The sequence below is a fragment of the Streptomyces tricolor genome (assembly GCF_002155905.1).
Taxonomy (GTDB): domain Bacteria; phylum Actinomycetota; class Actinomycetes; order Streptomycetales; family Streptomycetaceae; genus Streptomyces; species Streptomyces tricolor.
On the sequence record NZ_MUMF01000928.1, the window covers coordinates 388 to 806 of the forward strand.

The following is a 419-nucleotide window of genomic DNA, read 5'->3' on the forward strand; positions in this document are numbered from 1 at the left end:
GCCCGTGGCCGCGTGCGGCGGCACCGGGCAGGTGTGCAGGCTGCCCACGACGGCGGCGGGCCGGCCGCCGATCAGCACGGTCGCGACCGCCCTGGCGGCGGCGGGCGGCGGGGTGGCGATCACACCGCCGTGGTCGGTGGGGTCACCGGTACGGGCTGCGGCCGGCATGCGGCGCTCCTTACGGCAGTAGGGACTGGGGTCAGGACCAGGGGCAGGACGGGGACAGGTACGGGGGCGGGGCCGGGGTCAGTTGATCCGGATGAGCTTGGCCTTCAGGACGCCCAGCAGGCCGCCGTCGACGGTGACGTCCGAGCTGCCGGTGACGCCGACCGACCGGCCGCCGATCTTCACCCCGACCCGGCCCTGGATGTCCACGTTCCGGCCGGACACGCTCACATCGCCGCGTCCCGCGTCCAGGG

General features: G+C 75.9%; 1 protein-coding gene. It reads right to left on the reverse strand.

Annotation, left to right across the window (positions count from 1 at the left end; genetic code table 11):
* On the reverse strand, positions 1-168 hold a 168-nt coding region (locus CCN44_RS41580; RefSeq protein ID WP_208639947.1), incomplete at its 3' end, for a PAAR domain-containing protein.
* Positions 169-419: the final 251 nt, after the last annotated feature.